Origin of the sequence: Bacillus sp. AFS098217, from assembly GCF_002551815.1 — a bacterium.
Taxonomy (GTDB): domain Bacteria; phylum Bacillota; class Bacilli; order Bacillales; family Bacillaceae_G; genus Bacillus_A.
On record NZ_NVPR01000016.1, the window covers coordinates 83,481 to 107,602 of the forward strand.

Genomic DNA, 24,122 nt, shown 5'->3' on the forward strand with positions numbered 1-24,122 from the left:
GAGAGGGGGACTACATGTGCTTGAACAAGGTTTATTAGTAACGGCAGGGGTGGCATTCTTAATTTCTGTTGCCCTTTCGCCATTGTTTATTCCATTTTTACGAAAATTAAAGTTTGGACAGAGCATTCGTGACGAAGGTCCAAAATCGCATCAAAAGAAATCAGGAACACCAACGATGGGTGGTATTGTTATTTATGTGTCTATGATGGTGACGACACTAATCATGGCAATTAAATTTGAATATTTAGGTGCAGAAGTATCATTACTATTATTAGTTACTTTTGGTTATGGTTTGATTGGCTTTTTGGATGACTACATAAAAGTCGTTAAGAAAAGAAATCTTGGTTTAACATCAAAACAAAAATTAATCGGTCAACTTGTCATTGCAATTGCGTTTTTTGTCATCGCAAAAGGACAGGGATTCGATACACATTTAATGATTCCAGGAACGGATGTTAAATTTGATTTACACTGGGCGTATTTTATTCTTGTGCTATTTATGCTTATTGGTGGATCCAATGCAGTCAATTTGACAGACGGTTTAGATGGACTGTTATCAGGGACAGCTGCAATTGCATTTGGGGCATTTAGTATCATTGCTGTTGCTCAAGGGCAATATGCAGTAGCGATTTTCTGTATGGCAGTTGTAGGGGCTGTACTTGGATTTTTAGTGTTTAATGCGAATCCAGCTAAAGTATTTATGGGAGATACAGGTTCCCTTGCTTTAGGTGGCGCGATAGCTGCAGTAGCGATTTTATTAAAACAAGAATTATTACTTGTTGTTATTGGCGGCGTATTTGTAATGGAAACTTTATCTGTTATCATTCAAGTTATTTCATTTAAAACGACTGGAAAGCGTGTTTTTAAAATGAGTCCACTGCATCATCATTATGAATTATGTGGTTGGTCAGAATGGCGTGTTGTTGTAACGTTCTGGTCTGTAGGATTTTTATTAGCGGTATTAGGAATTTATATCGGAGTGTGGATGTAATTGAAAACTGTGACTGACTATCAAAATAAAAATATTCTTGTATTAGGTATCGCAAAAAGCGGTTATGCAGCTGCAACTTTATTAAAAAATTTAGGTGCAAATGTGATTGTAAATGACGGAAAGCCATTAGCTGATAATGCGCTAGCTGCAGAATTGCAAGCAAAAGGAATGGATGTTGTATGTGGAGGTCATCCATTAGAGTTATTAGAAAGAAATATCTCACTTGTCGTGAAAAATCCTGGGATTCCATATTCTAATCCATTACTTGTTGCAGCGAAAGAAAAACAAATTCCGATTGTAACAGAAGTAGAGTTAGCGTATTGTATTTCAGAGGCACCGTTTGTTGGAATTACGGGCTCTAATGGTAAAACAACAACGACAATGCTAACATTTGAAATGTTGAAAGAAGGACAAAAGCACCCTGTTATCGCTGGAAATATAGGTACGGTAGCATGTGAAGTGGCGCAAGGGGCAAAAGAAAGTGAAGTAGTTGTTACAGAACTTTCATCTTTCCAATTGATGGGGGTAGAAACATTCCGACCTAAAATCGCAGCGTTTTTAAATTTATTTGAAGCGCATTTAGATTATCATGGTACGAAGAAAGAGTATGGTTTAGCGAAAGCAAATATTTTTAAAAGCCAAACTGAAACGGATTATAGTGTAATTAATGCAGATGATGCAGATGTGATGTCTTTAGCAGCAAATAGTAAAGGGCAAAAAGTACTATTTTCAGCTACGAAAGAAATTGAAGATGGTGCGTGTGTAAAAGATAACGCTCTTTATTTTAAAGGCGAGAAAGTTGTTGAAATTCAGGATATCGTTTTACCTGGTAAACATAACTTAGAAAATATTTTAGCAGCAATGAGCATTGCTAAATTATTAGGTGTAGCAAATGAGGCTATTGTTACAGTATTAAAACGTTTTACGGGTGTAAAACATCGTCTAGAGTACGTAACAACAATTAAGAATCGTAAGTTTTATAATGATTCAAAAGCAACGAATATGTTAGCGACGGAAAAGGCGTTATCAGCATTTACAGGGCCTGTTATTTTACTAGCAGGTGGACTTGATCGCGGTAATGAATTTGATGATTTAATTCCATATTTTGAACATGTAAAAGCGATTGTAACATTTGGACAAACTGCACCAAAGTTAGTGAAGGCAGCAGAAAAAGCAGGGATAGATATCATTGAAAGTGTCGATAATTTAGAAGAGGCGGTAGAACGAGCTTACGTTCATTCTACAGATGGAGATGTTATCCTTCTTTCACCAGCATGTGCAAGCTGGGATCAATTTAAAACATTTGAAGAAAGAGGAGACATTTTTATACAAGCCGTGCATAAACTTATATAAAGTAAATCAAAACATCAGTAGGCCAACACCTACTGATGTTTTGTTACATAGACAAAATGCTTCGTCCAAAGAGGTGGTGTTCATTGCCAATGAAAAAAACGCCTGATTTCATTCTCATTATCGTTACGCTCTTGTTGCTAACAATCGGGATGATTATGGTTTACAGTGCAAGTGCTGTCTGGGCCTCCTATAAGATGGGTGATTCATTCTTTTTTGCAAAACGACAACTATTATTTGCGGGAATTGGAGTAGCAGCGATGTTTTTTATTATGAAAATCGACTATTGGGTGTGGCGTACCTATTCAAAAGTAATTTTGCTCGTTTGTTTTATTCTCCTCATTCTTGTTTTAATTCCTGGAGTGGGACTTGTTCGAGGGGGAGCGCGAAGCTGGATTGGAATCGGAGCATTTTCGATTCAACCATCAGAATTTATGAAATTCGCGATGATTATTTTTTTGGCGAAATTTTTATCAGAAAGACAAAAGTTGATTACATCGTTTAAACATGGTTTACTCCCAGCACTTGGTTTTGTATTTGTTGCCTTTGGAATGATTATGCTTCAACCGGATCTTGGAACAGGAACAGTAATGGCTGGGACATGTATCATAATGATTTTCATTTCGGGAGCACGTGTTTTTCATTTTGCAATGTTAGGATTAGTTGGAGCAGCGGGATTTGTTGGATTAATTGCATCGGCACCATATCGAATGAAACGGATTACATCCTATTTAGATCCATGGTCGGATCCGCTTGGAAGTGGATTTCAGATTATTCAATCGTTACTTGCGATTGGTCCGGGTGGTTTATTTGGGCTTGGACTTGGACAAAGTAGACAAAAATTTCTTTATTTACCGGAACCCCAAACAGATTTTATATTTGCGATTTTATCCGAAGAATTAGGTTTTATTGGTGGTTCGTTTGTGTTATTATTATTTAGTCTGTTATTATGGCGCGGGATTCGTATAGCATTAGGAGCGCCTGATTTATATGGTACGTTTTTAGCAGTAGGTATTGTGGCGATGATTGCGATTCAAGTGATGATTAATATTGGTGTTGTAACGGGATTGATGCCTGTTACAGGAATTACTTTGCCATTTCTAAGTTATGGTGGATCAAGTTTGACTTTGATGCTAATGGCAGTTGGCGTATTATTGAATATAAGTCGTCACTCTCGCTACTAAACCCTGTTTATAAGACAGGGTTTTTCGTTTGTTATAGTATGAATGTAGGAATAATTACAATTGAAATTAGAACAGAGAAGCGGAGGAATTTGTAGTGCGAGTATTAGTTAGTGGTGGTGGCACAGGTGGTCATATATATCCAGCCCTTGCTTTAATTAGGGAAATAAAAAAACTACATCCTGAAGCACGATTTTTATACATTGGTACGGAAAATGGATTGGAAAGCACAATTGTTCCAAAAGCAGGTATACCGTTTCAATCTATTGTTATTAGTGGATTTAAGCGAAAAATCTCCCTTGATAATGTGAAAACAGTAATGCGTTTTCTAAAAGGTGTCCAGGATAGTAAAAGATATATTCGTCGGTTTAATCCTGATGTTGTGATTGGTACAGGTGGCTATGTATGTGGTCCGGTCGTATATGCGGCAGCGAAATTAGGGATTCCAACTATTGTACATGAACAAAATAGTGTACCTGGTGTAACGAATAAATTTTTGAGTCGCTATGTGGATAAAGTTGCTGTTTGTTTTGAAGCAGCGTCTGAGCATTTCCCACAATCTAAAGTTGTTATGACAGGAAATCCACGTGCATCAGAAGTAATGAACCAAAATGGAATGAAAGGAAAGCGCTCTGTTGGATTATCGCTTCCTAAAAAGTCTGTTCTTATTTTTGGTGGGAGTCGCGGAGCAAGACCAATTAATGATGCTTTTGTAGAAGCAATTGAACAATTTGGTAACAAAAATTATGAAGTATTGTATATTACTGGTGAAGTGCATTATGATAAAGTAATGGAAGCTGTGAAACAAAAAGGGAATCCAGGTAATGTGATTATTAAACCGTTCATTCATAATATGCCAGAGGTACTTACTGGTGTAGATCTTGTAGTTTCACGAGCTGGTGCAACAACGCTTGCTGAGTTGACAGCGTTAGGAAAACCAAGTATTTTGATTCCAAGTCCTTATGTGACAAATAATCATCAAGAGAAAAATGCACAATCAGTTGTTGATAAAGGAGCGGCAAAAATGCTTCTTGAAAAGGATTTAACAGCTGAAACGCTTCTTCGTGATATTGACGAGATTTTATTAGACACACAAACATTACAAAATATGAAACTAGCTGCTAAGCAGCTAGGAATTCCAGATGCAGCCAACAAGTTATTTGAAGTAATGAACAAGCTTGTTAAAAATAACGTTAGGTGAATGCCCTGCATACTACTGTAGTAAGGAGACTTAATATGGGGGAGATCATCATGGAACAATTAGCAAATGAACTTATAGAAGCAAAAGTTGGGAAGGTATTCGTAAATGAATCATTAGCTCGTTATACAACTATGAAAATAGGGGGACCAGCTGATATTTTAATTATGCCAAGCAGTGCTGCCGGTGTTGAGAAAATTTTGGATTTGGTAACAAAAAACAAAACAAAATGGACGGCAATTGGGCGTGGTTCGAATCTTCTTGTTTCTGATAAAGGTATCGAGGGTGTTGTAATTCGTTTAGGAGAAGGATTAGATCACTTAGAAGTAGAAGAAGCTATTGTAAGAGTTGGTGGAGGATATCCTCTTATTAAGTTGTCGACATTACTTAGTCGCCAAGGGCTAGCTGGATTAGAGTTTGCAAGTGGTATTCCAGGAAGTGTTGGCGGTGCAGTATATATGAATGCTGGTGCTCATAAATCTGATATCTCGAAAATTTTAATGAGAGCTTGCATTATGTTTGAAGATGGGACAGTTAAGTGGTTAACAAAAGAAGAGATGGAATTCTCTTATCGTACTTCTGTTTTACAAACAAAGCGCCCTGGTATTGTATTAGAAGCTGAATTTCAGCTGAAAACAGGAGAGCGTGAAGAAATTGTTCGTATCATGCAAAAAAATAAAGACTATCGCCGTGAAACACAGCCATGGAATCACCCTTGTGCGGGTAGTATATTTAGAAATCCGCTACCGCATTTTGCTGGAGATTTAGTAGAAAAGGCTGGTCTTCGTGGGTATCAAATTGGCGGTGCGAAAATTTCTGAAATGCATGGGAATTTTATTGTCAATACAGGATCTGCATCAGCACAAGATGTTTTAGATTTAATCGCATTTGTCAAAAAAACAATCAAAGAACAATTTGATATAGATATGCATACAGAAGTAGAAATCATTGGAAGATAATTGTTATATGTTCCGCTCATTATCATTTATGGTATAATAAGAAGATAAGAACGGCATGAAGAACATGCCGTTCTTTATGTTACATAGGGGGATCGTACATGAAAAATAGTAAAGTTATTAGACTACAAGATCGTGTACCTAAATTAAAAAATCAAAAGAAAAGGGATAAAAAAACTGTCAATCACCGATTAATTTTATACATATCGATTTTATTTTTATTAGTACTTTTTTTAATTTATTTTCGGTCTCCACTTAGTAATATAAAAAAGATAAGTGTTTTTGGAAATCATTACATGACAGATGAACAAGTCCTGAAAGAATCTGGAGTTACATATGAAACAAGTTATTTTCGGGTAACAGCGCATAAGGCGGAAGAAAATTTAACGAAACAAAAAGAAATTAAAGCGGTAAATGTCAAGAAACGTTTTCCAAACAAAATCGATATCCATATCGAAGAATATGTAACGATAGGGTATATAAATAAGGGTGGGAAATTACAACCACTTTTAGAAAACGGCAAAACACTTGATGTGCTTCCAAATGGAAAATTGCCTGTTGCAGCTCCGATTTTCGAACCATTTAAAGAAGAAAAAATGAAAGAGTTAATTGCAGAACTAAAAAAATTAACACCGACTATTCTAAGATCTATTTCTGAAATTCGTTATACTCCAACGAATTCAAATGAAGACCATCTTACTTTATATATGAATGAAGGCTATGAAGTTAGTACAACTATTCAGGATTTCGCAAAGCGTATGGAAGCTTATCCATTAATTTTGAAACAAATAGAACCAGGTAAGAAAGTTCTAATTGATTTAGAAGTTGGGACATATGTCAAGTATTTAGATGGTGAAGAAAAGAAATAGAAGAATAGTAGTTTTGTTTCTTTTTTCATATAAAAACAGTACGTACGTTCTCTTGAGTAGGGATTGATTTGATGAAAAATATTTAGATTTTCTTCGATTCGTACTAGGATTGGTACAAGTTTCACTTTTCTATGAGTACATCTTAGTGTAGACTTATATTTGGCGGTAATCTTTGTATTTGAAGTAGATTTATTTCAAAATAAAGCAGGCGTTCACAGATTACTGTAATATTATTAAGTGAATGTTAAATAAAAATAAGAAAAATACAGGGTTAAAAAAGGGAAATGCATAAAGACGTTGAATATTTTTCTTATAAATAGTAAAGTTGCGATTGGTGTTCCATATATTGACTTGTATGGTATAAATAAAGAAGGAGGTGCCAAAGAATGAACAGCAATGAAATATATGTTAGTCTTGACATCGGTACATCCAATGTTAAAGTCATCATTGGTGAAATGGTTAATGACAGCTTAAACATTATTGGTGTTGGAAACGTAAAATCAAATGGTTTGAAAAAGGGCTCTATAGTTGACATAGACGAGACTGTTCGATCAATTAAAAAAGCAATTGAACAAGCTGAACGCATGGTGGGAATTCACATTGAACAAGTTGTTGTTGGTGTCAATGCAAACCAAGTACAGTTGCTTCCTTGCCACGGAGTAGTCGCTGTTTCAAATGAAGATCGTGAAATCGGGAATGATGATGTTTTACGAGTTTTAGATGCAGCGCAAGTTGTATCAATTGCTCCTGAACGTGAATTTATTGATGTGGTGCCTCGACAATTCATTGTAGACGGTCTTGACGAGATTAACGATCCGCGCGGGATGATCGGCGTAAGATTAGAAATGGAAGGTACATTAATTACAGGCTCAAGAACTTTACTACATAACTTACTTCGTTGTGTAGAAAAAGCTGGTCTTGAAATTGTTGATATTTGCCTGCAACCGTTAGCGGCTGCGACAGTTGCTTTATCTTCTGATGAAAAAAACAGAGGAGTGGCCCTTGTTGATATTGGCGGGGGATCTACAACTTTATCCATTTTTAGAGATGGAGAGTTACAAGCGACGAGTGTATTGCCATTAGGTGGAGATCATATAACAAAGGATATCGCTATAGGGCTAAAAACTTCAACAGAGAATGCAGATCAAATTAAGCTGAAATATGGACATGCTTTTTATGATACGGCTTCTGAAGAAGAGGTGTTTACGGTTCCTATTATGGGAAGCGATCAAACAGAACAGTATTCTCAATTAGAGTTATCTGATATTATTGAGGCACGTGTAGAAGAAATTTTAATGTTCGTTCAAGACGAAGTGCGCAAATTGGGAGTGAAACAAGTAGCTTCTGGTTATGTGCTTACTGGTGGTATTGCTTCTATGCCAGGTATTCTAGATCTTGCATCTGATATTTTACATGAAAATGTTCGTATAGCAACTCCAGATTATATTGGTGTTCGTGAGCCTCAATATACAATTGGAGTTGGGTTAATTAAACACTCTTATCAAAAAGCTAAATTACGAGGGAAAAGCGTTCAAGAAACGCAAGAGCATTTTGACCCAGTACCAGCAACGATGCCGGTACAACAGCAACCTGTGAAACAAAAAACTCGTAATCAAAACAATAATGATCAAAATGATGAACGTATGATGTCAAAAGTAAAACGTGTATTCCGTTACTTATGGGATTAAAATTGGACAAGAAAAATGAGGTTCTAGGGGGATTTCGACATGTTAGAGTTTGATACTACTCAAGATCAATTAGCGAATATAAAAGTTATCGGTGTCGGCGGCGGCGGAAATAATGCTGTAAATCGTATGATTGAGCATGGCGTACAAGGTGTAGACTTTATCGCTGTAAATACTGATGCACAAGCATTAAATCTATCAAAAGCTGAAACGAAAATGCAAATTGGTGGAAAATTAACGCGTGGACTTGGTGCCGGCGCAAATCCTGAAGTAGGAAAAAAAGCTGCTGAAGAAAGTAAAGAGCAGATCCAAGAAGCACTTCGCGGTGCAGATATGGTCTTTGTAACAGCTGGTATGGGCGGTGGAACTGGAACTGGTGCAGCTCCAGTAGTCGCACAAGTTGCAAAGGAATTAGGCGCATTAACAGTTGGTGTTGTAACGCGTCCATTTACATTTGAAGGACGTAAACGTGCAACACAAGCTGCATCTGGTATTGCAGCATTTAAAGAAAATGTAGATACATTGATTGTAATTCCAAATGATCGTTTACTAGAAATTGTAGATAAAAATACACCGATGTTAGAAGCGTTCCGTGAAGCGGATAACGTATTACGCCAAGGTGTTCAAGGTATTTCAGATTTAATTGCTACACCTGGTCTTATTAACTTAGACTTTGCAGATGTAAAAACTATTATGTCTAATAGAGGTTCAGCATTAATGGGTATCGGTTCTGGTAATGGTGAAAATCGTGCTGCGGAAGCTGCAAAGAAAGCAATTTCTAGTCCGCTACTAGAAACATCTATCGATGGCGCACAAGGTGTTATTATGAACATTACAGGTGGCGCAAACTTAAGTTTATATGAAGTACAAGAAGCAGCAGATATTGTAGCTTCAGCTTCAGATCCAGAAGTGAATATGATTTTCGGTTCTGTTATTAATGAAGGATTAAAAGATGATATTGTTGTAACTGTTATTGCAACTGGTTTTGATGATAGTATTTCAGTTCAACCGCCAAAACCATTTGTACGTCCAGCAACGAATTCAAATTACGCACAACAACAACCAGTAGCTCAACCACAAAAACAACGTGAAGTAAAACGCGAAGTGAAACGTGAAGAGCCTGTTGTACATGATCGTAATACGGATTCAGATGATATCGATATCCCAGCATTTTTACGTAACCGTCGTAGACGATAAAAGAAAAGGAGCTTTCATTTAGCTCCTTTTTTAGTTGTTTAAAAAATGTTAAAACTAGATTTGCCTGTCCAGCTATTGGCAGACTAATGATCATTGAGAGATGAAGAGAATCATTGGATGATTAACGGTTTATTGCAATACATATTCAGAAGAAACTCACTTCGGAAAATACGAGATGAATAAAGTTTACATGTTAGAAAGATCTGTTAAGCAGATCTTTTTTTTGAAATAGCAGCTAATAGTTATATATCTTTCTATAAAAAATCCACGTTTATTTCTTCACGACAGATTATGTCTAGAAACCACAAAATAACAAAAAAACCCCTCCGTAAATTGACACACTTTCTCATTGGATATGCATTATACTAGTCTCAACTTAAAAAAAGAGGTGAATTGTTTGGTTGTTTACGCCGACGTTGTTTGGTTGTTAAACGCCTGCATTGATTTTCTTTTACTTTTATTAACAGCAACGGTGTTAAAAAAGAAGATCAAAAGATGGAGGCTTGTCTTAGGGGCATTTATCGGTTCCACGATTGTTATTTTTGCCTTTACTCCTTTTGCTTCTATGATGACACATCCAATTATGAAACTCGTGTATTCGTTATTTATTGTGTATGCGGCATTTGGATTTTCTACTTTTCGAGATTATACACAGACCGTTTTTACTTTTTATTTTGTAACATTCATGGTAGGAGGAGGATTAATTGGAACTCATTTTTTCCTACAAACAAATGAAATGGTAAATGGGTTAGTGCAGGTAAAATCAATTTCTTATGGTGATCCTGTAAGCTGGATGTTTGTTATTTTTGGATTTCCCATTATTTATTATTTCTCGAAAAAACGTATTGAAAATGTAGAAGTGACAAAGATTCATTATGATCAAATCGTAAAGGTGAATATTAAACTAGCTGAAAATGAAATTGAATTAGATGGCTTAATTGATAGTGGAAACCAACTTCATGATCCTTTAACAAAAACACCGGTTATGGTTATGCATATTTCATCGTTAGAACATTGTTTACCGACATGGTTAACAGAACAAATTTATTCCAAAACAGAGATTCCACAAATACCAGAAAATGATTCTGGTTGGGCAACGAGATTACGCTTAATTCCTTTTCGAGCGGTAGGAGTGGATCATCAATTTTTATGGGCCATTAAGCCAGATATTGTTCAAGTTCATCACGAAGGAAGCGATATGGTTGTCAACAAGGTATTAATCGGATTAAATACACAGCAATTGTCTACCAATGGGGAGTATCAATGCATTATACATCCGAAGATGTTGATATCACAAAAAGTGACAATTGCTTAATGATGAGAGGCGGGAGAACATGGCGAAATTAAAATTTTACTTAGTATACCTTTGGTATAAAGTATTGCTGAAACTTGGAATTAAGACCGATGAAATTTATTATATTGGTGGAAGTGAGGCATTGCCACCCCCTTTGACAAAAGAGGAAGAAGAGGTTCTTTTGAATAAATTGCCAAAAGGGGATCAAGCAGCAAGGTCATTGCTTATTGAGCGTAACTTGCGGCTCGTTGTATATATAGCTCGTAAGTTTGAAAATACAGGAATTAATATCGAGGATTTAATTAGTATTGGAACAATTGGTCTTATTAAAGCCGTAAATACATTTAATCCTGAAAAGAAAATAAAATTAGCGACATATGCATCACGTTGTATTGAAAATGAAATTTTAATGCATTTACGCAGAAATAATAAAAATCGTTCAGAGGTGTCATTTGATGAACCGTTAAATATTGATTGGGATGGGAATGAATTACTGCTATCGGATGTGCTTGGTACAGATGATGATATTATTACAAAAGATTTAGAGGCTACTGTAGATCGTCATCTTCTTATGAAAGCACTGCATCAATTAAATGACCGTGAAAAGCAAATTATGGAGCTTCGTTTTGGTCTTGCAGGCGGAGAAGAAAAAACGCAAAAAGATGTAGCAGATATGTTAGGAATTTCACAGTCTTATATTTCCCGTTTGGAAAAGAGGATTATAAAAAGGTTGCGGAAAGAATTTAATAAAATGGTATAAAGAAGTATGTAAAAAAGCTTATATGATCAAGGGAGATTAATAAAACCAATTGGTATTCCGATTGGTTTTATTGTATTTACAAATCACGCGTTAGTTAGTAAAGATGGAAAAACCGTATGCATAAAATTCCCTCCAAAGGAGATACTTTACACTGTACAGCAACTCCCGATAGGAGGGAACACTTTGACGAGAAACAAAGTAGAAATTTGCGGTGTTGATACAGCTAAACTTCCAGTACTAAAAAATGAAGAGATGCGTAAATTATTTCGAGAAATGCAAAGTGGAGAGATAAGCGCAAGAGAGAAATTAGTGAATGGAAACTTACGTCTTGTACTGAGCGTCATCCAGCGATTTAACAATAGAGGAGAATTTGTTGATGATTTATTTCAAGTTGGCTGCATTGGACTTATGAAATCCATTGATAACTTTGATTTAAGCCAAAATGTTAAATTTTCAACATATGCTGTGCCAATGATTATTGGGGAAATACGCAGATATTTGCGTGATAACAATCCGATTCGCGTATCTCGTTCATTACGAGATATTGCGTATAAGGCATTACAGGTAAGAGAAAAGTTAATTGCGGAAAATTCAAAAGAGCCAACGGCAATGGATATTGCAAAGGTTCTTGAAGTAACGCATGAGGAAGTTGTTTTTGCACTCGATGCCATTCAAGATCCAGTTTCGTTATTTGAGCCCATATATAATGATGGGGGAGATCCTATTTTTGTAATGGATCAGTTAAGTGATGAGAAACAAAAGGACGAGCAATGGGTGGAAGAATTGGCATTGAAAGAAGGAATGAAGCGATTGAATGATCGGGAGAAAATGATTATTCGAAAACGTTTCTTTCAAGGGAAAACACAAATGGAAGTTGCAGAAGAAATTGGAATTTCCCAAGCACAAGTATCACGTTTGGAAAAATCAGCTATTAAACAAATGAATAAAACGATTCAAGGATAAGACCTCACCATTTATGGTGAGGTCTTTTTATTTTGTAGTTGCTGTCTATAAAACACGATTGATTTACAGGTTCACTTTATTATGTGTAGTTCAGATTCCGCTCATAGAGGAGATAGCGTATTCATATAATGATAATAAAATGGATTTTCTATTAGCGAGGGTTACTTCCTGTTAATGCGAGATAAAGGAGCGGATGACAATGATACGAATTTCAGAGTTTCAGATGAAGGATGTTGTCAATGTCTCAGATGGAAAAAAACTTGGGAATATTGGAGATATTGATATTGATATGAACACAGGGAAAATTCAAGCAGTTATTATTTCAAAGCAGACACGTATGTTAGGTATATTTGGAAAGGAAGCAGAATTTGTAATCCCCTGGAAACAAATTGTGAAAATTGGAGAGGATGTCATACTAGTAAGAGGCGATCATGTCAATCCTGTAACAGAATCAATACAAACACCGACAATTTCTTAAAGAATATTACAAATTCCTCTTTTTTTTCTGTTGTCATTATGGAAAAATAAAAGTATGGTAAAATAGACAGGAAGTACCATGCTTTTTTAAGCTATTTTAATTAGAAGGAGCCGCTTTATGAGAGAACCATTTAAATATGTGGACGGTATATTGTATTTACAAGCGTGGAAAGATCTTGGAAACATTACTGCTGGATTTACGACAAAAGATGGTGGGGTAAGTACAGGCTCCTTTCATGCGATGAATTTAGGATTACATGTGAATGATATCGTGGAGAATGTTCATGAAAATAGACGTATTTTAGCGAATAAGTTACAAAAACCACTAGAGAATTGGATTTGCTCAGAACAGGTTCATGATCATCATGTTGAAAAAGTAGGACAACGGGAAAGAGGGCGAGGAATTTATTCGTATGAAGATGGTATTCCAAATACGGATGGTATTTACACGACTGATAAAGATGTGTGCTTAACATCTTGTTATGCAGATTGTGTTCCACTCTATTTCTATGCACCATCACATGGTATGATAGGACTTGCACATGCTGGGTGGAAAGGAACTGTTAAAGAGATTGCAAAGGAAATGATTCAAAAGTGGAAAGCGGAAGGTGTCCCTGTTCACGGAATTCATGTCGCAATTGGACCTGCCATTGGATCGTGCTGTTATGTTGTTGATGATCGTGTATTAGCAGCAGCAAAACAAGTAGTAAACGGACGTGTTCCTTATAAATTGATTTCAGATGGACAATATGCGATTGATTTAAAAGAAATTAATCGTATATTATGCGTACAAGCTGGCATAAAAGAAGAGCATATTGTGATGTCGTCTCTTTGTACAAGCTGTGAAGAACAATTGTTTTTCTCACATCGCCGTGATCAAGGGAAAACGGGGAGAATGTTGAGTTTCATAGGTTTTAAGGAGGATTGAAAACAGTGGCAGTACAAGAGAATTTAGTAGTTGTAAAGGAAGCAATTAAAAAAGCGTGTGAACGAGCAGAGCGCTCGGTACAGGAGATTAAGCTTGTTGCAGTAACAAAAACAGTAGGAATTGAAGCAACAAATGAAGTAGTAGAAGCTGGACTAACTGATTTAGGTGAGAACCGAAATGAGGGCTTTTTACAAAAATATGAGCATTTTGGCTCGAAAGTTAATTGGCATTTCATTGGTTCGCTACAAACGAGAAAAGCAAAAGAGGTCATCAATGAGATTGATTATTTACATTCATTAGATCGTCTTTCGCTTGCAAAAGAGATTCAAAAGCGTGCTACAAAGAAGGTTCGATGTTTTGTACAAGTGAAGACATCACGTGAAGAATCGAAACAAGGTTTATCGACTGAGGAAGCGATTGCGTTTATTCAAGCTTTGCAAGACTTTGATAAAATTGAAGTTGTTGGATTGATGACAATGGCACCATTTACGGAGGAAGAAGCGGAAATTCGTCGTTGTTTTAGAACGCTGCGCATGCTACAAAAACAAGTGCAGGAACTAGAATTGCCATACGCTCCGTGTGAAGAGCTATCGATGGGAATGTCAAATGATTACACGATTGCAATTGAGGAAGGTGCTACATATATTCGTTTGGGAACGATTTTAGTAGGAAAAGTGTAAAAGAAAGGAGAATGTTATTATGAGTTGGTCAAAAGTAAAATACTTCTTTTTTGACACACCAGAAGAAAAAGAAGCAGCCCAATATGCTTATGAAAAGGAGCAAACAGAAATGAAAAAGCAACAAGATCCTCCAGAGCAGCAGGATGTTCCATTTACAAAAGTACAACCAAAACAAAATATCGTGAGCATTGAAACGGCAAAACAGTCCTCTAAAGTTGTTTTGTTAGAACCGCGCACATATTCCGAAGCGCAAGGGATTGCCGACCATTTAAAAGGAAGACGGGCTGTTGTTATTAATTTACAAAGAATGTCTACTGATCAAGCTGTGCGCATCGTTGACTTTTTAAGTGGTACTGTATACGCTATAGGCGGGGATATTCAAAAATTAGGACCGAAAACGTTTATGTGTACACCTGAAAATGTGGACATTGTTGGAGCAATTTCAGAGTTGTTCGGTGAAGAGGAAGAGACAAATATAAAGAGGTGGTAATACGCCATGATAATGATTTTACAAATATTGTACTATGCTATTCAAATTTACACCTGGGCGCTTATTATCTATATTCTTCTATCTTGGTTCCCAGGCGCAAGAGAATCAACATTCGGTGACTTCCTTGCACGTATTTGTGAACCGTATTTAGAACCGTTTCGGAGATTTATTCCGCCGTTTGGTGTAATTGATATTTCTCCAATCGTTGCAATTATTGCATTGAAATTTGCTGGCAGTGGTTTAGTAAGTCTGTTTCGTTATTTCTTATAGCAAGAGGTTAAATGAATGAGCATCTATGAGCATTTTAGACCTGATGAAGCGGTCTTTGTCGATAAAGTGTTAGAATGGAAGCAGGTGGCAGAAGAGTACCATCAAGTAAAATTAACAGATTTTCTTGATCCACGTCAGCAACAAATTGTAGCTACAGTAATTGGACATCAAGGAGATGTTGCTTTACAGCTTGGTGGTGCGGCGCCGAAAGCAGAGAGAAAAAGAGCACTTATTTATCCAGATTACCTTGAATTAAATGAAGAAGAGTTTCAAGTAGAAGTATTAGAAATTGACTATCCTTCCAAGTTTTATACGCTTGAACATAGGCAAATATTAGGTGCATTTATGTCTCTTGGTTTAACAAGAGAAAAGTGCGGTGATATTTTGCTCCAAGAAAATCGTGCCCAAATTGTAGTTGCAAAAGAAATTGTTTCGTACATTGAAATTAACTTGCAATCGATAGGAAAAATGAAGGTTTCACTCTCCCGTGTACAACCAAACCAAGTGTTGCAATCACATGAAGAGTGGAGAGAGCAGTCTGGAACTGTTTCATCACTTCGTCTAGATGTCTTATTAGCCGAAATGCTCCATATATCACGTCAAAAGGTACAACCCCTTATAAAGAATGGTCTTGTGAAGGTGAACTGGAAAATTGTAGAGCAAACTTCCTATGAATGTTTTCCGGGGGATGTATTTTCAGTTAGAGGATATGGACGAAGTAAATTGTTTTCTGTAGAAGGAAGAACGAAACGCGACAAATGGATAATTTTGTATGGTATACTAAAATGATTGGTTTTTTAGAAGGAAAAACTCTTATTTTGTCGAAGAAAAGATATAATTTAGAATGAGGAAAATTTAGATAACTACTTGGAGGTGGCGTTTGTGCCGTTAACACCATTAGATATTCATAATAAAGAATTTAGTCGCGGGTTTCGTGGCTATGATGAAGATCAAGTAAATGAATTTCTTGATCAGATCATCAAAGATTATGAATTAGTCATTCGTGAGAAGAAAGCTTTAGAAGAAAAAGTTGCACAATTAGAAGGAAAGTTAGATCATTTCTCTAATATTGAAGACACGTTAAATAAGTCTATTGTTGTTGCACAAGAAGCAGCGGAAGAAGTGAAACGTAATGCACAAAAAGAAGCGAAATTAATTGTACGTGAAGCAGAAAAGAATGCAGATCGTATCATTAATGAAGCTTTAGTGAAATCAAGAAAAGTTGCATTTGATATTGAAGAGTTAAAGAAACAAGCAAAAGTATTCCGTACTCGTTTCCGCATGCTGTTAGAAACACAGCTTGAAATGTTAAACAACGACGATTGGGACAAATTAATTGAGTTAGAAGACGAAGTGGACGAGCTGTTGAAAAAAGAAGAAACAGTGTAAGCTTGACGTTTTTCTCATTATTACATATAATTTTAAACAACATATTTATTAAGAAAAACGAAGATAGGGATAAGTACCTTTTTCACACCTTATATAGCGAACTGAGGATGGTGTAAGCTCAGGATAAGGCGATAAATGGGAATATCACCCTGGAGTTCCGCGCTGAACAAATGAGTAGGCGTAGGCGTATATTCGCGTTAAGAATATAAAGAGGACCTTGTACATATGTGTATGGTCTACTAGGGTGGTACCGCGGGAGACTTTCTCGTCCCTTTTTGGGATGAGAAAGTCTCTTTTTTATTCCATTTTTTTAAGGTCTTTCTTTTATATATTCGAGGAGGAATTGAGCATGGAGTACAAAAACACATTACTAATGCCAAAAACGGAATTCCCGATGCGTGGGAATTTACCAAAACGTGAGCCTGCAATGCAAGAAAAGTGGGCTGAAATGAACATTTACGAAAAAGTACAAGAACATACAAAAGGTCGACCTTTATTTGTGCTGCATGATGGGCCTCCATATGCGAATGGTGATATTCACATGGGACACGCATTAAATAAAGTACTAAAAGACTTTATTGTTCGCTACAAATCAATGACTGGATACTGTGCACCATATGTACCAGGTTGGGATACGCACGGTTTACCAATTGAACAAGCTTTAACAAATAAAGGGGTAAAACGTAAAGAAATGACGGTTGCAGAGTTCCGTAAGTTGTGTGCAGAGTATGCATATGAACAAGTAGAACGTCAACGTGAACAATTTAAGCGTCTTGGTGTACGTGCAGATTGGGAGAATCCATATATTACTTTAGAGCCAGCTTATGAAGCACAACAAATTAAAGTGTTTGGTGACATGGCGAAAAAAGGTTATATCTATAAAGGTCAAAAACCAGTTTACTGGTCTCCAACGAGTGAATCTGCTTTAGCAGAAGCTGAAATTGAATACCAAGATAAAAAATCAGCATCTATTTACGTAGCATTCCCTGTAAAAGATGGGAAGAACGTATTAGAAGGTGATGAGAAATTCATTATTTGGACAACAACACCTTGGACGTTACCTGCAAACCTAGGTATTTCTGTTCACCCAGAACTTGAATATAGCATTGTGAAAGTAAATGATGAGAAATATATCATCGCTTCTGAACTATTTGAGACGGTTGCAAAAACGTTAGAGTGGGAAAATACTGAAGTTGTGAAAACGGTAAAAGGTAGCGAGCTTGAGTATACAGTTGCAAAACACCCATTCTACGATCGTGACTCATTAGTTATGTTAGGGGAGCACGTAACAACAGATGCAGGTACAGGTTGCGTTCATACAGCACCTGGACACGGGGAAGATGACTTCGTTGTTGGTAAAAAGTATGGATTAGAAGTACTTTGCCCAGTTGACGATAAAGGTGTATTAACAAGTGAAGCACCTGGATTTGAAGGTTTATTCTATGATAAAGCTAACAAGCCAATTACGGAAAAATTAGAAGAGGTAGGCGCGTTACTAAAATTAACATTTATTACGCATTCATACCCACATGATTGGAGAACGAAAAAACCGATTATTTTCCGTGCAACAGCACAGTGGTTTGCATCTATTGAAGCATTCCGTAAAGAGTTATTGCAAGCTGTTGAAGAAACGAAATGGGTACCGGCATGGGGTGAGACTCGTCTTCATAATATGGTTCGTGACCGTGGTGACTGGTGTATTTCTCGTCAGCGTGCATGGGGTGTACCAATTCCTGTATTCTATACAGAGAATGGCGATCCAATTATTACAGATGAAACAATTAACCATGTAGCAGATTTATTCCGTGAACACGGTTCTAACGTATGGTTCGAGCGTGAAGCGAAAGATTTATTACCAGAAGGGTTTACACATCCAGGTAGTCCGAATGGTGAATTCCGTAAAGAAACAGACATCATGGATGTATGGTTCGATTCAGGTTCTTCTCACCAAGCGGTATTGGAAGAGCGTGAAGATTTACAACGTCCAGCAGATTTATATTTAGAAGGATCTGACCAATATCGTGGTTGGTTTAACTCTTCGTTATCAACAGCGGTTGCTGTAACTGGTAAAGCTCCATATAAAGGCGTACTAAGCCATGGTTTCGTATTAGATGGCGAAGGTCGTAAAATGAGTAAGTCAATTGGAAACATCGTCGTACCGAAGAAAATTATGGATCAATTAGGCGGAGACATTTTACGTTTATGGGTATCTTCTGTTGACTATCAGTCTGATGTACGTATTTCAGATGATATTTTAAAACAAGTAGCAGAAGTTTATCGTAAAATCCGTAACACATTCCGTTTCTTATTAGGAAACTTAGATGACTTTAATCCAAGTGAAAATACTGTAGCAACGGCTGAACTTCGTGAAGTGGACCGTTACATGTTAGTGAAATTAAATGACTTAATTACAAAAGTAAAAGAAGCGTATGAAACATACGACTTCGCTGCTGTATATCACGCAATTCATAACTTCTGTACAATTGATTTAAGTTCATTCTATTTAGACTTTGCAAAAGACATTTTATACATTGAAGGTGCAAATCACGAAGATCGTCGTGCAATTCAAACGGTATTATATGATGTGCTTGTTGCATTAACGAAACTTGTAACACCAATCTTACCGCATACAGCTGATGAAGTATGGCCATATATTCCTGGAGTAACAGAAGAAAGCGTACAATTAACTGATATGCCAGAAGCTGTACAATTAGATGGTGCGGAAGCATTAAAAACAAAATGGGATGCATTTATGACGTTACGTGATGACGTATTAAAAGCGTTAGAAGTAGCTCGTAATGAAAAAGTAATCGGTAAGTCATTAAATGCGAGCATTACGCTATATCCGACTGTAGAAATGAAAGCTATGTTAGAGTCTATTAGCGAAGACTTAAAGCAATTATTCATCGTTTCTGAGTATAAACTTGGAGGTACAATCGAAGAAGCACCAGCAGATGCGCCGAAGTATGAGTATACAGCGGTTGTTGTTACTCAGGCAACTGGTGAAACGTGTGAACGTTGTTGGGTAGTTTCAGAAACAATTGGTAAAGACGCTGAGCATGAAACATTATGTGAGCGTTGTGCGACAGTTGTGAAAGAAAACTATGTGAAATAATGATGTAATCAAGAAAAACTGACTGCTATTAATGGCAGTCAGTTTTTTTAGTAATTGATAATATGATGGAGATAAACGATTGGTAAAGTTTAGTCTAATAAATTTTTTCTGTCACTGGGGAATGAACAAGGTTCTTGAATGCTGAGAAGGTTGTTTAAGCTCTTTCCTATGAAGGAAAAATGTGTGTGCGGTAAGGAAGTGAATTTCGGACACACTAACGGTACATTGCAGCCGGGAGGAATGTACACGTGAATGAAATCTATATGGAAATTAGAGAAGAGTTACAATTGATGAGAAAAGAATTACAGGAGCGACTGGCAAAAGAAGCGATGCACACATATTATGTGGAATTCGGACAGGAACTAAGGTATGAACAGAAGGAAGATGAAAAAAAGAAATTGTTCTTACATGATATAAGAGAAGATTTAAAAGACGTGGAACGAGCTTTATTTAAAATGGAAATCAATATGTATGGCATTTGTGAGGAAACGGGGAAATATATTCCTGTACAGCAGATGAAAATGATGCCAACGGCGCGTACAATGGGAGAGTTTTTATATGAAAAGGTAAATGTATAAGTATAATAAGTACAACGATATTATATTACCTTTTTTCATTTTATTTTATTCTTCTATAAAGGTTCATTGTGAAAAGATAGCAGCTATGCTAAAATTTTGAGGTACACTGTCTTTGTGGGGGAAATGAAAATGATATATTATTTAATAGCGTTATTTGTCATTGCCATCGATCAAATATCGAAATGGTTCATTGTAAAGAACATGGAATTAGGTACAAGTATCCCGATTATCGATAATGTATTATACATAACATCACATCGGAACAGAGGAGCTGCCTGGGGCATTTTAGAAAATAGAATGTGGTTCTTCTATATCATTACAGTTGTTTTTGTTGGATTTATTGTATTTTATATGAAAAAGTACGCAAAAACAGATAAACTCCTAGGGATTTCATTAGGTCTTATTTTAGGCGGAGCAATTGGCAATTTTATTGATCGTGTATTTAGACAAGAAGTGGTGGATTTCATTCACGTGTATATTTTTTCATACAACTATCCGGTATTTAACATAGCTGACTCAGCTTTATGTATTGGAGTTGTATTAATTATTATTCAAACATTATTAGAAGGAAAGAAAATGAAGGAGTAATTGAATGAGCGAAGTAGTACAAGTAACAGTTGCAGAAGAACAAAAAAATGAACGGATTGATAAATTTGTTGCAGGTGTCAACAGTGAATGGTCACGTACACAAGTGCAGCAATGGATTAAAGATGGTGTTGTAACAGTAAATGGAAAAGCTGTTAAAGGTAATTATAAAGTAAGAGCAAATGATGAAATTACAGTAACAATACCAGAACCAGAAGAACTTGATATCAGCCCAGAAGATATGAATTTGGAAATTTATTATGAGGATGCTGATGTGTTAGTTGTGAATAAGCCACGTGGCATGGTTGTACATCCAGCCCCAGGACATACGAGTGGTACACTTGTAAATGGATTAATGCATCATTGTACAGATTTATCGGGTATTAACGGTGTAATGCGTCCTGGTATTGTGCACCGTATTGATAAAGATACATCTGGATTATTAATGGTTGCAAAAAACGATATGGCACATGAATCGCTTGTAAATCAGCTAGTGGAAAAAACGGTAACAAGACGCTATAAAGCGATTGTTCATGGTGTAATTCCGCATGATAAAGGAACAATTGATGCTCCAATTGCTCGAGATAAGAAGGAGCGTCAAAGTATGACGGTTGATGAAAATGGTAAGCATGCTGTTACACATTTTCAAGTGTTAGAGCGATTTAAAGATTTTACACTTGTGGAATGTCGTTTAGAAACAGGACGTACACATCAAATTCGTGTTCATATGAAATATATTGGATATCCACTTGCAGGAGATCCGAAATATGGTCCGAAAAAAACATTAGATATAAATGGACAAGCGCTTCATGCAGGGGTTTTAGGATTTGATCATCCTCGTACAGGCGAATATGTCGAATTTGAGGCACCAGTTCCGGCAGTATTTGAAGAAGTTTTAAATGCTTTACGGAAATAGTATTGACAAAACGAGTAAAACCTGCGATACTAACAACAGCTAAATAATGATCCTTTAACACAGCCCCGTGAGGTTGAGAAGGTAACGGTTTGAAATACTTAGGGTATGATTGTACCCTTTTTTCAAAAGTCCTCTCGCACACGCTGAGAGGACTTTTTTTATACCATTCCTCTCACGCAAGAAAAAAGCTTGGAGGTGTAGAGTATGCAAGAAAAAGCTGTCGTTTTAGATGACCAAATGATTCGCCGCGCTTTAACACGAATCAGTCATGAAATCGTGGAACGTAATAAAGGTGTCGATAATTGTGTTCTTGTTGGAATTAAAACACGTGGGATTTTTATTGCACAGCGTTTAGCAGAACGCATTGGTCAAATTGAAGGAAAAAACATTGAGGTTGGAGAGTTAGACATTACATTATATCGTGATGATTTAACGTTGCAGTCAAAAAATAAAGAACCGCTTGTAAAAGGTTCAGATATTCCTGTAGACATTACAAAGAAAAAAGTGATTCTTGTGGATGATGTTTTATATACAGGTAGAACAGTTCGAGCGGCAATGGATGCTTTGATGGATTTAGGAAGACCATCACAAATCCAACTGGCGGTTCTTGTGGACAGAGGTCATCGCGAATTACCAATTCGTGCTGATTATGTAGGAAAAAACATTCCAACATCAAGTGAAGAACGTATTGAAGTTGATTTGCAAGAGACAGATCAGCAAGATCGAGTAAGCATATACGATAAGTAAAGCCCTTTTAAATGTAGTCCTGTGAGGCTGCCAAAGGGTCTTGGCTTTCATATGTCAAATTTGGCATACGAAAGTATAGGACTCTTTGTGCATAGTCACAAAGAGTTTTTTTATTGAAAAGTTTTAAACTGAAGGAGGATGTAACAATGGAGCAAAAGCCAGTGTTAGACATTCATGAAGTACCGAAACCGGGAAAATGGTTATTTTTAAGTATACAACATTTATTTGCGATGTTTGGATCAACAGTGCTTGTTCCGTTTTTAACAGGGCTGAATCCATCAGTAGCTTTAATTTCAAGCGGATTAGGAACACTAGCGTTTCTTCTTATAACAAAAGGTCAAGTACCAGCGTATCTAGGATCATCGTTCGCGTTTATCGCACCAATTATTACAGCTAAAACAGCAGGTGGGCCGGGAGCGGCGATGCTTGGAGGTATGTTAGCAGGACTTGTTTATATCTTAGTTTCGCTAGGAATTAAGAAATCAGGATCATCTTGGATTATGAAATTACTTCCTCCTATTGTAGTTGGTCCAGTTGTTATGGTTATTGGTTTAGCTTTAGCACATACAGCAGTTAACATGGCAATGAATGGTGCAGATGGGAAATATAGTTTTACACACTTCTCAGTAGCATTAGTAACGCTAGCAATTACAATTATTTGCTCCATATTCGGAAGAGGATTTTTCAGCATCATACCAATTTTACTAGGGATTATCGGAGGATATATCTTCGCTTACTTCCAAGGATTGGTGGACTTAAAGCCAGTAGCTGAGGCGAAATGGTTTGATGTACCAGACTTTGTCGTACCATTTGTAACTTACACGCCAGAGTTTTCATGGAAGATTGTACTCTTAATGGTGCCAGTAGCACTTGTAACAATTTCAGAACATATCGGACATCAAATCGTACTTGGAAATGTTATTAATCGAGACTTAATTGAAAAACCAGGTTTACATCGCTCGATTTTTGGAGATGGTGTAGCGACATTAATCGCATCATTAATTGGTGGACCGCCGAATACAACATACGGTGAAAACATCGGTGTACTGGCAATTACAAGAGCATACAGTGTATACTTATTCATCGGATCAGCAGTCTTCGCAATCATGTTCGGATTTATTGGTAAGATTTCAGCACTGATTCATTCCATTCCAACGCCGGTTATGGGCGGTGTATCAATCTTGCTCTTCGGTGTAATCGCATCAAGTGGTTTACGCATGATGGTAGATGATAAAACAGACTTAAGTGATAAACGAAACTTAATGATTGCATCTGTTATCCTTGTGATTGGTATTGGTGGTGCGGTACTTCGTGTCGGAGAATCGTTCCAAGTAGAGGGAATGGCGCTTGCAGCAATCGTTGGTGTACTGTTAAATCTACTGTTACCTGAAATGAAAGAGAAACAACAATCTAAGCAGATTGCTTCATAAAAACAACCTTTTAATTCAGTCCTGTGAGACAGAAAAGGGTGGCTTCTTTCTTGCACCCTAGTCTCACACGACT

The 24,122-nt window shown here is 36.7% G+C and carries 24 protein-coding genes and 1 other annotated feature; all 24 genes read left to right on the plus strand.

Translation table 11 applies throughout. From position 1 onward, the window contains the following. Positions 1-16: 16 nt before the first annotated feature. A complete protein-coding gene (mraY, locus tag COO03_RS03375) occupies positions 17-991 on the plus strand; it encodes a phospho-N-acetylmuramoyl-pentapeptide-transferase (RefSeq protein ID WP_097895079.1) in 975 nt (324 codons plus the stop codon). Further along, positions 992-2,344 carry a UDP-N-acetylmuramoyl-L-alanine--D-glutamate ligase gene (murD, locus tag COO03_RS03380; RefSeq protein ID WP_097895081.1) on the plus strand — a complete coding sequence of 451 codons (1,353 nt, stop codon included), beginning with the start codon at positions 992-994 and terminating at the stop codon, positions 2,342-2,344. Positions 2,345-2,433: 89 nt separating this feature from the next. After that, on the plus strand, positions 2,434-3,525 hold the full coding sequence (gene spoVE, locus COO03_RS03385) for a stage V sporulation protein E (protein ID WP_097895333.1): 1,092 nt from the start codon (positions 2,434-2,436) through the stop codon (positions 3,523-3,525). A 94-nt stretch (positions 3,526-3,619) separates the two neighbouring features. After that, positions 3,620-4,723: an undecaprenyldiphospho-muramoylpentapeptide beta-N-acetylglucosaminyltransferase gene (murG, locus tag COO03_RS03390; RefSeq protein WP_097895083.1), complete on the plus strand. Its 1,104-nt coding sequence runs from the start codon at positions 3,620-3,622 to the stop codon at positions 4,721-4,723. A gap of 50 nt (positions 4,724-4,773) precedes the next feature. Then, the gene (gene murB / locus COO03_RS03395) at positions 4,774-5,679 is read left to right on the plus strand and encodes a UDP-N-acetylmuramate dehydrogenase (protein WP_097895335.1); all 906 of its coding nucleotides are present in this window, start codon (positions 4,774-4,776) and stop codon (positions 5,677-5,679) included. Between the two features lie 98 nt (positions 5,680-5,777). After that, positions 5,778-6,545, plus strand: a complete 768-nt coding sequence (locus tag COO03_RS03400) for a cell division protein FtsQ/DivIB (RefSeq protein ID WP_097895084.1) — start codon at positions 5,778-5,780, stop codon at positions 6,543-6,545. A gap of 386 nt (positions 6,546-6,931) precedes the next feature. Continuing rightward, a complete protein-coding gene (gene ftsA, locus COO03_RS03405) occupies positions 6,932-8,233 on the plus strand; it encodes a cell division protein FtsA (RefSeq protein ID WP_097895086.1) in 1,302 nt (433 codons plus the stop codon). Between the two features lie 39 nt (positions 8,234-8,272). Beyond that, the gene (gene ftsZ, locus COO03_RS03410) at positions 8,273-9,427 is read left to right on the plus strand and encodes a cell division protein FtsZ (RefSeq protein WP_097895088.1); all 1,155 of its coding nucleotides are present in this window, start codon (positions 8,273-8,275) and stop codon (positions 9,425-9,427) included. 397 nt (positions 9,428-9,824) lie between these two features. Beyond that, positions 9,825-10,742, plus strand: a complete 918-nt coding sequence (gene spoIIGA / locus COO03_RS03415) for a sigma-E processing peptidase SpoIIGA (protein WP_141523154.1) — start codon at positions 9,825-9,827, stop codon at positions 10,740-10,742. A 19-nt stretch (positions 10,743-10,761) separates the two neighbouring features. After that, positions 10,762-11,481 (plus strand): RNA polymerase sporulation sigma factor SigE, encoded by a 720-nt coding sequence (gene sigE / locus COO03_RS03420; protein ID WP_097895091.1) that lies wholly within the window; start codon positions 10,762-10,764, stop codon positions 11,479-11,481. Positions 11,482-11,664: 183 nt separating this feature from the next. Next, on the plus strand, positions 11,665-12,444 hold the full coding sequence (sigG, locus tag COO03_RS03425) for an RNA polymerase sporulation sigma factor SigG (protein WP_097895093.1): 780 nt from the start codon (positions 11,665-11,667) through the stop codon (positions 12,442-12,444). Positions 12,445-12,643: 199 nt separating this feature from the next. After that, on the plus strand, positions 12,644-12,922 hold the full coding sequence (locus COO03_RS03430) for a YlmC/YmxH family sporulation protein (protein WP_141523153.1): 279 nt from the start codon (positions 12,644-12,646) through the stop codon (positions 12,920-12,922). A gap of 117 nt (positions 12,923-13,039) precedes the next feature. Continuing rightward, positions 13,040-13,849, plus strand: coding sequence for a peptidoglycan editing factor PgeF (pgeF, locus tag COO03_RS03435; RefSeq protein WP_097895096.1), 810 nt, complete (start codon positions 13,040-13,042; stop codon positions 13,847-13,849). Positions 13,850-13,854: 5 nt separating this feature from the next. Beyond that, positions 13,855-14,529 (plus strand): YggS family pyridoxal phosphate-dependent enzyme, encoded by a 675-nt coding sequence (locus tag COO03_RS03440; protein WP_097895098.1) that lies wholly within the window; start codon positions 13,855-13,857, stop codon positions 14,527-14,529. A gap of 19 nt (positions 14,530-14,548) precedes the next feature. Continuing rightward, entirely contained in the window at positions 14,549-15,019 is a 471-nt protein-coding gene (locus COO03_RS03445) for a cell division protein SepF (RefSeq protein ID WP_097895100.1), read from the plus strand. Between the two features lie 6 nt (positions 15,020-15,025). Beyond that, complete coding sequence (locus COO03_RS03450; protein ID WP_097895101.1) at positions 15,026-15,289, plus strand: YggT family protein; 264 nt, start codon at positions 15,026-15,028, stop codon at positions 15,287-15,289. A gap of 15 nt (positions 15,290-15,304) precedes the next feature. Beyond that, positions 15,305-16,078, plus strand: a complete 774-nt coding sequence (locus COO03_RS03455) for a YlmH family RNA-binding protein (protein WP_097895103.1) — start codon at positions 15,305-15,307, stop codon at positions 16,076-16,078. Positions 16,079-16,171: 93 nt separating this feature from the next. Further along, entirely contained in the window at positions 16,172-16,678 is a 507-nt protein-coding gene (divIVA, locus tag COO03_RS03460) for a septum site-determining protein DivIVA (protein ID WP_097895105.1), read from the plus strand. A 51-nt stretch (positions 16,679-16,729) separates the two neighbouring features. Further along, positions 16,730-16,954 (plus strand) — a binding site (T-box leader). Between the two features lie 73 nt (positions 16,955-17,027). Continuing rightward, positions 17,028-19,793 (plus strand): isoleucine--tRNA ligase, encoded by a 2,766-nt coding sequence (ileS2, locus tag COO03_RS03465; protein ID WP_097895107.1) that lies wholly within the window; start codon positions 17,028-17,030, stop codon positions 19,791-19,793. A 248-nt stretch (positions 19,794-20,041) separates the two neighbouring features. Further along, positions 20,042-20,371, plus strand: coding sequence for a molecular chaperone DnaK (locus COO03_RS03470; RefSeq protein ID WP_097895110.1), 330 nt, complete (start codon positions 20,042-20,044; stop codon positions 20,369-20,371). Positions 20,372-20,500: 129 nt separating this feature from the next. Beyond that, positions 20,501-20,959 carry a lipoprotein signal peptidase LspA gene (lspA, locus tag COO03_RS03475; RefSeq protein WP_097895112.1) on the plus strand — a complete coding sequence of 153 codons (459 nt, stop codon included), beginning with the start codon at positions 20,501-20,503 and terminating at the stop codon, positions 20,957-20,959. 4 nt (positions 20,960-20,963) lie between these two features. Beyond that, entirely contained in the window at positions 20,964-21,872 is a 909-nt protein-coding gene (locus tag COO03_RS03480) for an RluA family pseudouridine synthase (protein ID WP_097895114.1), read from the plus strand. Between the two features lie 204 nt (positions 21,873-22,076). Beyond that, positions 22,077-22,619, plus strand: coding sequence for a bifunctional pyrimidine operon transcriptional regulator/uracil phosphoribosyltransferase (gene pyrR / locus COO03_RS03485; RefSeq protein ID WP_097895116.1), 543 nt, complete (start codon positions 22,077-22,079; stop codon positions 22,617-22,619). A 146-nt stretch (positions 22,620-22,765) separates the two neighbouring features. Then, positions 22,766-24,049 carry a uracil permease gene (gene uraA / locus COO03_RS03490; RefSeq protein WP_097895118.1) on the plus strand — a complete coding sequence of 428 codons (1,284 nt, stop codon included), beginning with the start codon at positions 22,766-22,768 and terminating at the stop codon, positions 24,047-24,049. The last annotated feature ends 73 nt before the right edge of the window (positions 24,050-24,122 follow it).